Raw genomic sequence first — 8,895 nt, 5'->3', positions numbered from 1 at the left:
GGATACATTAAACAAATCATTCAAAAATTGAATAACAGACCAAGAAAGAAAAATGATTTTTCAAAGCCTGTTGATATCATTAAGCAATTAATTCCGTAACTTTGCACTTGCTTATGGAATCCACCATCCATGTGAAAAAGTTAAATAGAATTAAAAATATGTATTATTATTCCAAAAAGCTTTTTCCTTATGAAAATAATTACCTATCTTTGAAAGTACGATAACTTTCTCTTGTATCGCATGTTACAAAGTGCGGACTTCTTCAGACAGAAGTTAGGTGAAAAGTGATTTTTTAAATAATATAAATAGAGGAGATAGGATGCTACCGGCAAGGTGTAAGGAGATTTTGTATGCCGGAACTGTGAATCTTTCAGAAATGCATGTTGTATTTCTATAGGGTTTGGATTGAAAGCGGAAATTTAATAACATTAATCAGACTTAATCGGATAGGTTTCCCTAAGAAAATACATTGAACATATATAGTCAGGGAAATTGACGGAGTCAAGATACACTCTTAAGAATGGAAACCAATGTTTTGCAGATAGAATCACCAGTACCCCAGTTCGGGATAAGGTTTAAAATAGACAGAGCTGATTAGTCTTTTCAATGGTGTATCCGTTAAGCGCTTTAGGCTTATTTGGGAAGAAACAATAAGCCCCTAATGCAGCAATCAGATTCATAATGAAGTTGTTGACCGATCTGTGTCTGGAATGTACAATCTGTGCAGTATTTTTCAACATATCATTGATGGTTTCAATGATGAGTCTCTTTCTGAGCATCATCTTGTCATAAAAGGGCATTAGCTTGTTCTTCATGTTCGCCCTCAGCCCAGTAACGAGGTGGATTCCGTCTTCAAAAAGACTGTCGAAAAGTTTTTTTGATATATAGCCCCTGTCGGCAAACAACTTGCCGTAAAGTTTCTTGGCCAGCGAAGTCCAGACTTTCGGGTCGCGGTCATCTACATTGGCACCTGTGAGGACAAAGGAGATAATTTCTCCCCTGTCATTACAGGCCAGATGCAACTTGAATCCATGGCACCATCCCATCGTGCCTTTCCCGTCCTTTGCAAGGCCCTTGAATACCTTATTCGAATAACGGCGCAGGTTATGGCAGACCGGGATCATCGTGGAATCGACAAAGGTAATCCCCGTACACCTGCCGAAAGCCTTGAGGTTAAGGAAGAACATCAGTTGGAAGAATACACGGCTCTCCAGTTCTACGAAACGGTTGTATGATACGGCATGGGGGAAGTAGGACTTCAAGGTTCCCTTAATGTAGAAAAGGTAATAGTGCTTGAAATTACGGAAAGTACCGAAATGAAACAGAAGCATGATGGTCATTATCTCGCTGTCGGATAATGATGCCGCGCGTCTGCGGCGTTGCTTCCCTGTACTGGTAAGAAGTATCCTATGAGCATTTTCTTTATCAAAATGTTTGCAAAACTCATCGATAATACAAAATAATTCTATAACTTTGTTCGTGGCGATCATAATGGATAATTTTTGTAACTTATTGATTGTCAACTATAAAGTTACGAAATATTCTTGTGATTGCCAACTTTTTTGCCATTTTTTTTGATGTTTCTTATCCCGAACTGGGGTACCAGTGGTTGACATAAAGTGTTCCGGAATAGGAAGGCTTGTTGATCCACATGAGGAATCCTTCCTTCAAGGCAGGGATTTGCCTGATGGCACAGATGGAATAACAGAAGTTTCAATTGTCCTTTCTGGTAAATGGCAGCAGGTTGACAGTCGTCTTTTCTGTTGGCATGGAATGTTTGTCCCTGTATTCGTACTCCTCACGTTATTTTTGCTTCTCGGTAGTAGAGGTTTGAAAGCACAGCAGATTGCGGTGAAGACAAATCTCCTTTATGATGTCTTGTCGATACCTTCCCTAGGTGTAGAGGGTGCCGTCTCAGACCATTATACGCTGAGCCTGATGGGCAGTTATAATCCGATCAGTTATGGCGGGACGAAATGGAAGAATTTCTCTTTCCAACCGGAAGGGCGATATTGGTTCTGCCATTCTTTCTCAGGCCCTTATGTGGGGGCTAATCTCTTGTGGGGAGGAATGAATCTGGATAAACTCCATATCGGTGGCTTGTACGGCAAGCACAGACAGGGACATTTCATTGGTACTGGCGTGATCGGTGGTTATAGTCTCAGACTGTCATCACGTTGCAGTTTTGATTTCTCTTTAGGCGTTGACTTTGTGCATGCGAAATATGACCGTTACCGAGAAGGTGGAAATCCTTATAAGGAAGGTAGATACTGCAGCAATACGGTTCTGCCTATAGGAACAGGTGTCAGTTTCATATATTACATCAAATAGGGAAATACGAATAAGATCGAGTGCTGTCTGAGATCTTCCTGATAACCTGAAATGACTTCATCTTAAAAGAAAAACCTCGCTGTGATTTGGGATAGTTTCGGTTAAGGGTGTCAGCAGTCGGATTAATTGGGAAGAGATGATTCATAGAAATAGGATGGCTATTGATAAAAATAAACTCCGGTGGAGGGATTTTGAAGAATGGAGAATTTTAGAATTAGTTTTAAGACAATTGGTATAGTCTTGAAAGGAATTTTAATCAAGACGCGAAGAGATATAAAGAGGTAAAGGGTATGTTCAGAAAAGGATTGTATTAATAATAAAGTAGATTTTTGATAGAAACGGAGGATTAAAATGAAAATGATGAAGCGTATTAATTTGAAGCGACAGGTATGTCTGCTGGGTCTGATATGCAGCAGTGTATTCTTCTTTTCCTGTAGCAGTGATGATATAGCGAATGGCGGGAGTGGACCCGTAACAGGAAAACAACTGTCTTTGACCATTAGTATGACTCCTATTAGTCGGGCTTCGAACTTGGATGTGGGTGAAGATGATGCAAATGAAAACCAAGTCAACAGACTCACAGTAGGTATCTTTAGTAATAATGGCGATACGGTCAGGACGATTCAGGAATTCGTTGCGGGTGGCACGAATTCTCTGACAGTTTCTTCTGATAAGAAGACCGTTACGGCTACTGTCGCAGCGTCTTCACTTACTGAGGGAGATAAGGTCTTGGTCGCTGTCAATGCCCCTGCCAATGAATTTGCAGGAGTTAAGAGTGTAACGGAATTTAGTGGTAAGACCATTGACGTTAATCAAGCATTGGCAACTCCAAGTAGTGGGACTACTTCTTCTGAAGAGGCCACAGATAATTTGCCGATGTATGGTGAAGGCAGTGTGTCGGAGACGGATTCTAAATATTCTTCCTCTGTCAGCGTACTGCATCAATTGGCTAAAATTACGGTAAAAGAAGTTAATGTGAACTTTGATTCAAGTGATCCAATTTATAGATTTGCAACTTTCACTCCTAAGGTGTTCTTCCTAATTAATGTGCCGGAAGATCTGGCCTTTTCGAAGACGGCTTGGACAGGAACTCAGAATGATTTGTATCAAGGATGGGCAAATGATGCGTCTCTGACATCAAAGCCTTATCTTGCATATCTCAACTCAGGGAGTATTGATAAACTTACAGGCTCTCCTAATGGGAATCAAATTATTTATACTTATAATAAGTTTTTCTATATCATGCCTAACAGCGACATCAAAAATAATACGCAGCTTGTCATTGAAGGTTTGTATGACCGGGACGGAATCAGCGGAAACACATACCAGCCGGAAACAGTTTATTATCCGGTAAATATCAATTATAATTATAATGGGACAACTGTATCTCCTGCTGAACCTGGTACTTCCATGAAAGCTGTGTACCCCAATAGAAACTATGTATGTACGATTGAGATTAAGACTAAGGGCTCCCCTGACCCATATACGCCTATAGAGCCGGATGCTGCAAATGTACAGGTTGGTGTTAATGGTTTCCAGTCTGTAGATCATAGTACCGTCTTCAAATAATTGTCGGTGAATAAAAATTCAGTTTGATATGTGTTATGGCGTCAAGACGATAATCGGAGCTTTCCTGCTGTCAACTTTCATGGTCTCATGTAGTATTTATGACAAGTACCCTTGTTATGATCAGGCTGAGATCACCTTGAAACTTGTTGACAGTACAGGTGCGGTGTTACCGGATTCCATTGCCTATAAATACAATATCAACGGATTTGTAAAGGGTGCTTTCAGGTATACTGTCCCGGCAGACAAGGATGGAAAATACCGTGTGGTCTTCAACTCTGATGACCGGGACAGCATCTCTTTTGTTGCTGTGGCTACTTCTGATACTTCTGCGTATCGTGTAAATATCCCTCAAACCGGAACGGTGATCGGGGATACGTGGCTCACATTGGATAATGCGGAAAAGGAAGGGAACACGCCCCAACCTGTTGCCGTTTATTATGGCAGTCTGGGCATCTTTCCGGAAGACGGCAAGTCTAAGAGTTATGTGATACAACTAAAGAATGTGCTGGTCAGGGTGCGTGTGCAGATCAAAGGACTCAACGACCATTTCTCTGATAAGGACTATCGGATAGCTTTGGAAGGTCTGAGAAGTGGAATTGCCTATGACGGTTCAGTCTCGGGTGAATTGGTCAATAATGACTTGCAAGGAGGTTTTGAGTCGGATGGCAATTATATGATCCTTCCGATAACAGTCTTCCCAACGAAGGCGGGAGAACGAGTTCGCCTTAGGATTTACAAGAGTGACGGTTCTCTTTTGCTTGACCGTGATGTCGATGAGAAAGGGAGGCCTTTGGAACTCAAGAGAAATGACGATGTCGTGTTCGTGGTTCAGGTCAGCTATCCGACAAATATCACTATTTCGGTCATACCTTGGGCAGAAATAGATAACCCGATCATTTTTCAGTGACCAACTTAATATTGGGGTAATAAATAATGTATTTGATAGCGGTCGCTGATATTTGATAGCGAATTGATAAAGCAATAAAGTATTGGTTGTGTAATAAGAGTTTTCGGAATCTTATATGATTTTAGGCTGGGCCTTCAAGCAACTAGATGTGTATTGAAAAGAATGAGAATTAGACACGATAAAATATGAAAAAGCATAGAAAAAACTCAGATAGGATTGTATTAATAAATAATGTGAATTTTGATAGAAACGGAGGATTAAAATGAGTAAACGATTTAATTTGAAACGACAGGTATTTTTGCTAGGTGTAATATGCAGCAGTGTATTTTTCTTTTCCTGCAGTAACAGTGATGATATAACTGGTGGTGGACCTACAACGGGTAAACAACTTTCTTTGACCATCAACACTACGCCTATTAGTCGGGCATCGGGTGATGATGCCAGTGGTGCACAAGAAGTTTACAATAGACTTACTGTTGGTATTTTCAGTAATGATGGCAAGGCTGTAAGGACAATACAGGAACTGACATCAGGAACTGGAACCGGAACTTTCTCTGTAGGAACTGACGGGACTGCTACGGCAAACATTCTGACGACAGGACTCCAAGATGGGGATAAGATTACAGTTGCTGTAAATGCACCTACAGGACTATTCTCCGGTGTTCAGAGTATGACAGCTTTTAATGCAAAGACCATCAGCATTGACCAAGCACTGGCAACCTCAAGTGAAGGAAAAACTCCTGCTACTGGAGAAGCTACTGACAATATCCCGATGTATGGAGAAGGGACTCTTTCTTACGATCAAACGAAATCAGCTTATACTTCTACGGTCGATGTACAACATCAAGTGGCTAAAATTACAGTGAGTACAGTTAAGGTAGATTTTGACCAAAGTGGTCCATATAGTAGTGCAACCTTTCAACCGACAGCATTCTTTCTGATCAATGTACCGAATGATTTGGCCTTCTCTAATTTAGCTTGGACAGGGACAAAAAGTGACTTGAACCAAGGCTGGAAAGACGATGTAACCGACAAACCTTATTATGCTTATCTTGGAACCGGTGATTTAGGTACAATATATCCGGCTCTGAAATATTCAACGGTTAGCTCTGAAAATAGCATTGCTCCGAATCAGTTTTTCTATACAATGCCGAATAGCGATGCGACGAATAACACGAAACTTGTCATAGAAGGAAAGTTCAGCGCTGACGGAAGTACGACAACGAGTCTTGTTTACTATCCTGTAAATATCAACTGGATCTTTGATAATCCCACTGCTCCTGATGGCGGCACTTTAAAGACGGTGAGTCCTAATAAAAATTATAATTGTTCCGTTACCATTAAGACGAAGGGTTCACCGGATCCATACACGCCTCTTGATCCGGAAGATGTGACGGTAAACGTTACAGTTACTGCTTTTAAGTCTGTAAATCAGAACGCTGTTTTTCCATAATATTAGACTTTTGATAGAACCGGTTTGATATGCGTTATGGCGTCAAGACGATAATCGGAGCTTTCCTGCTGTCAACTTTCATGGTCTCATGCAGTATTTATGACAAGTACCCTTGTCATGATCAGGCTGAGATCACCTTGAAACTTGTTGGCAGTACAGGTGCGGTATTACCGGATTCCATTGCCTATAAATACAATATCAACGGGTTTGTAAAGGGTGCTTTCAGGTATACTGTCTCGGCAGACAAGGATGGAAAATACCGTGTGGTCTTCAACTCTGATGACCGGGATAGCATTTCCTTTGTTGCTGTGGCCACTTCTGATACTTCTGCTTACCGTGTAAATAACCCTCAAATCGGAACGGTGATCGGGGACACGTGGCTCACATTGGATGCGAAAAAGGAAGGGAACACGCCCCAACCTGCTGCCGTTTATTATGGCAGTCTGGGCATCGTACCGGAAGGCGGCAAGTCTAAGAGTTATGTGATACAACTAAAGAATGTGCTGGCCAGGGTGCGTGTGCAGATCAAAGGACTCAATGACCATTTTTCTGATAAGGATTATCGGACAACTTTGGAAGGTCTGAGAAGTGGGATCGCCTATGACGGTTCGGTCTCGGGAGAATTGGTCAATGATGACCTGCAAGGGAGTTTTGAGTCGGATGGCAATTATATGACTCTTCCGATAACTGTCTTTCCGACGAAGTCGGGAGAGCGAGTTCGTCTTAGGATTTACAAGAGTGACGGTTCTCTTTTGCTTGACCGTGATGTCGATGAGAAAGGGAGGCCCTTGGAACTCAAGAGAAATGACGATGTCGTGTTCGTGGTTCAGGCCAGCTATCCGACAAATATCACTGTTTCGGTCATACCTTGGACAGAAATAGAGAATCCGACTATCTTCCAATGAAGATTTTGATCCCCAGGGGATGTGAACAGCGTATTTGATCGGGACTGTCCGTCATGTATTTGGTATGGGCGGAAAGAAAAAGATGAGGCTATATAACTTTGGTTTCTTGTGAGGATGTTGGAAACCATTGTCGTATAGCCTTTTTCCATGCCAATCCCTTTTTGTTCCCCCGCTTGTTTTTTCTCTCTCTTACGCTCTCTAGAGCTGTTTCTAACTCAAGAACCAGTTGTGCCAGTCGTCTGTTTATGTGGGAGAATAGGGTGGTGTAAGGACGTATATGAATAGAACGTATAGTTTTGCGTCAATAAAAGAGCTAAGGGTTCTTAGTACTTTCTTCCACATATCATTTTTATTATCCTACATTTTCTCTTTTTGGATTTTCTGTAGACTGAAAATCTTTTTTCAAAAAATCTAATAAGATATTTTCCAACTGAGAGTTCTTATCTGTTAAGACATGAATTTGCTGCATCAAATTTTTGATCTGTTCCTGATAAAATGCCTTGTCTTCATTATTAATGTCCGTTTCCGATTCTTTTTTCTGAATCATATCACCTTCTCCTGATAGCAACCATTGCGCTGATATATGTTCACATTTTGTGTATAATAGTTCAGCGTCAAAAGACTTTCTGGTAATCCACATACTCAATGCCTGTGGAGAAATCCCTATTTTTGTTGCAAATTTAGCCTTATTCCCTTTCGAATAGTAATCGATTAGGCTTTCGAGCATCTTTTCTTTTTCCATAACTGCAAAGTTAAAATAAACTAAAAGTGAAATAAAAACACACTTAAAGTTTGTCTATAGAAACTAATTGTTTATCTTTGCAAGTGGTTAAGCACTTGCTCCGTCAGCTTACATTACAAATGTACGGATTTTAAGTGAAATAACAAAACATATAAGAATGGGAGGTGAATATGAGTAGATTGGAGAACAGAGAAAAAAGGTAAAAAAGACATGTAAACGACATCATTGGAAGGCTTTTAAGCCATGAATGGTCATATTCAGAATGGAGATACTCCGTTTGTCGTTTGAGCTTAATTATTGAATACGTTCTGAAGAAAACCATACATCGCTATTGAGGTGTGAATGAGTGAGATAAGATTCACATGGGTGGCGAGGAAACCTAATATGCTATTCTCTTTTTCTTTATCGATTTGTCCTAATCGACAACTATTAGAACAGTGAATGTTTCTTAAATAAAGAATGAATATTTTGTTTAATAAATCCTAATTACGTGAATTTAAAAACCACAGCAATTATTCCTTAGAACGAGATGAGAGAAAATCCTTTTGCACAAAGAATGGAATTTCGAATGGAAGAGATCACTTTTATCTTTGAATTTCCTATAGATTTTTGAACCTATTGAGCCTATTAAGGGTATGCGAAAGTTTTTCCTGTTAGGGCGTCTTTCTGAGAAGATTTCTGCGAAGAAATGGAATGTCTGTGAGATATCAGGCATATGGGAGGGATTGTGTAAAGTAGATTGTATGAAATCATGTTGGAGAGTTTACTAAATTGATGATAGGTATCGTATATCAGACAGATATACCTTATCTGAAATACCAACGACAACAGTCATGAAATGATGGGTCCGATTATATAGATTACTCAAGTTTCGGAAGTAAAAAGAATTGATTTATTTAACAAATAAAAGTGAGTTTGAGTGCCCTTGTTACAGGGAAATTTTGTATATTTGTATTGATAAAATAAACAGACAAAACGCTCAAACTCA

General features: G+C 40.2%; 7 protein-coding genes and 1 pseudogene. 6 read left to right on the top strand and 2 right to left on the bottom strand.

Going from position 1 to position 8,895, the window contains the following annotated elements; genetic code table 11:
* Window positions 1-99 (top strand): annotated as a pseudogene (locus NG821_RS12735) (IS30 family transposase); the annotation flags it as partial.
* 476 nt (window positions 100-575) lie between these two features.
* Here the strand turns inward: NG821_RS12735 and NG821_RS11835 are convergent.
* Window positions 576-1,490 carry an IS982 family transposase gene (locus tag NG821_RS11835; protein ID WP_252761866.1) on the bottom strand — a complete coding sequence of 305 codons (915 nt, stop codon included), beginning with the start codon at window positions 1,488-1,490 and terminating at the stop codon, window positions 576-578.
* A 115-nt stretch (window positions 1,491-1,605) separates the two neighbouring features.
* On the opposite strand from NG821_RS11835, the gene NG821_RS11830 reads away from it, so the two are divergent.
* The 5 genes from NG821_RS11830 to NG821_RS11810 all read left to right on the top strand — a co-directional run bounded on the left by NG821_RS11830 (window position 1,606) and on the right by NG821_RS11810 (window position 7,165).
* Window positions 1,606-2,331 carry a DUF3575 domain-containing protein gene (locus NG821_RS11830; protein WP_252761865.1) on the top strand — a complete coding sequence of 242 codons (726 nt, stop codon included), beginning with the start codon at window positions 1,606-1,608 and terminating at the stop codon, window positions 2,329-2,331.
* 357 nt (window positions 2,332-2,688) lie between these two features.
* Window positions 2,689-3,900: a fimbrial protein gene (locus tag NG821_RS11825; RefSeq protein ID WP_252761864.1), complete on the top strand. Its 1,212-nt coding sequence runs from the start codon at window positions 2,689-2,691 to the stop codon at window positions 3,898-3,900.
* 28 nt (window positions 3,901-3,928) lie between these two features.
* Window positions 3,929-4,807 (top strand): FimB/Mfa2 family fimbrial subunit, encoded by an 879-nt coding sequence (locus NG821_RS11820; protein ID WP_252761863.1) that lies wholly within the window; start codon window positions 3,929-3,931, stop codon window positions 4,805-4,807.
* Between the two features lie 262 nt (window positions 4,808-5,069).
* Window positions 5,070-6,260, top strand: coding sequence for a hypothetical protein (locus NG821_RS11815; protein WP_252761862.1), 1,191 nt, complete (start codon window positions 5,070-5,072; stop codon window positions 6,258-6,260).
* Between the two features lie 29 nt (window positions 6,261-6,289).
* The gene (locus NG821_RS11810; RefSeq protein ID WP_252761861.1) at window positions 6,290-7,165 is read left to right on the top strand and encodes a FimB/Mfa2 family fimbrial subunit; all 876 of its coding nucleotides are present in this window, start codon (window positions 6,290-6,292) and stop codon (window positions 7,163-7,165) included.
* A gap of 352 nt (window positions 7,166-7,517) precedes the next feature.
* Here the strand turns inward: NG821_RS11810 and NG821_RS11805 are convergent, their stop codons facing one another.
* Window positions 7,518-7,907, bottom strand: a complete 390-nt coding sequence (locus NG821_RS11805) for a helix-turn-helix domain-containing protein (RefSeq protein WP_252761860.1) — start codon at window positions 7,905-7,907, stop codon at window positions 7,518-7,520.
* Window positions 7,908-8,895 lie beyond the last annotated feature (988 nt).

Source organism: Segatella cerevisiae (assembly GCF_024054555.1).
GTDB lineage: Bacteria > Bacteroidota > Bacteroidia > Bacteroidales > Bacteroidaceae > Prevotella > Prevotella cerevisiae.
The sequence above is the reverse complement of the archived record's forward strand: the minus strand, read 5'-3'. Positions and strand labels throughout refer to the sequence as shown.